A 1,438-nucleotide genomic window follows, 5' to 3' on the forward strand; every position below is an offset into this window, starting at 1 on the left:
ACTATGCACACGGGGCGCGATGCACTGCACAAATATTTGATGGATCACGATGCTCCGCTTGATTTGAACGGAGCGGCTATTTACCACTGCGGACCGGTTATGAGTAAGGATGAAGCTGGCGAGTGGCATGTGAAAGCGGCTGGCCCTACGACAAGCATTCGCGAGGAGCCTTATCAAGGTGACATTATCAAGAAGTTCGGGATTCGTGCGGTTATCGGAAAAGGCGGAATGGGCCCGAAAACATTAGCAGCGCTTAAGGATCACGGCGGCGTTTATCTCAATGCAATTGGTGGTGCTGCGCAATACTATGCTCAATGCTTTAAGAAAGTTGAAGGCGTTGATTTCATGGAATTCGGTATTCCTGAAGCTATGTGGCATCTGGAGACAGAGGGGTTTGCTGCCATCGTTACGATGGATTCACATGGCAACAGCTTGCATGCTGATGTTGAGAAAAATGCGTTTGAGAAGCTTTCTGCGTTGAAAGAACCTGTTTTTAAATAAGCATTACTATAAATGATTTTGCACTTTTTCATCTTTACAATTAAATAACTGGATTTGGTACGGGGGAAAGGGTTACTATGTAGAGTAGCCCTTTTATCTTTGAATTCAGACTTGATCTATCGGAGGCCAGAAAAACAGATGACTAAATTCCGTGCCAAACTGACATTTATTTTGATTGTATTGATTGGTTCATCCATGCTGCTTGCCGGTATTTTTATGGCAAAGGTGCTTGAGGATTCTCATGTAAAATCCTTGGAGGAGAATATGGAGCGTGAGCTGCATATCCTTGTAGCCACAGGGGATTGGGGCAGGATGGGATCAGAAGCTGAATTGGGATCCTATTTCTCGGAACAAGCCAAACGGATTAAAGCTGCAACCAATGAGCGGATAACCTTTGTTCGTGCTGACGGCAAAGTGATCGGTGATTCTGATCAAAGTCCAGAGCAAATGGACAACCACTTAAGTCGACCTGAGATTGTCGCTGCTGCAGCGAACGGCGTAGGCTATGTTACGCGATACAGTGATACCATAAAAGAGAAAATGCTATACGCCGCCATTCCAGTGAAGAATGATTCACAGGTGACTACCGGCTATCTACGAATCTCACTGAGTCTGGAACAAATCGATAATTCGATCCGCAGGTTGTGGTATTTTCTCATTCTAGGTTTGATGATTTTATTTGTGATTGCCGGTCTGGTAAGTTATCGGATAGCAAAGGGAATTACTCACCCGATTGAGAAAATGACGAAGGTCGCCCAGCAAATCACGAATATGAATTATGAATCCCGTGTTCCCGCCTATAGCAATGATGAAGTTGGGCAGCTAGGGCAGGCGATCAATCGGATGTCCGAAAGCTTGCAGCAGCAGATGGCGAGGATTCAGGAGAATGAACGCAGACTTCAAGGCGTTATGGAAAATATGCTGAGCGGCATTATGA

Annotated in this window: 2 protein-coding genes; both read left to right on the forward strand. The window is 45.3% G+C overall.

The genetic code is table 11. The features are described from left to right. The coding region (locus tag AC1DUA_RS37425) for a FumA C-terminus/TtdB family hydratase beta subunit (protein WP_477504542.1) at positions 1–501 on the forward strand (501 nt) is incomplete at its 5' end. A 138-nt stretch (positions 502–639) separates the two neighbouring features. Continuing rightward, positions 640–1,438 (forward strand): HAMP domain-containing protein (locus AC1DUA_RS37430; RefSeq protein ID WP_477504543.1); only part of this gene is annotated, 799 nt, incomplete at its 3' end.

Source organism: Paenibacillus sp. 01T422, from assembly GCF_056398785.1.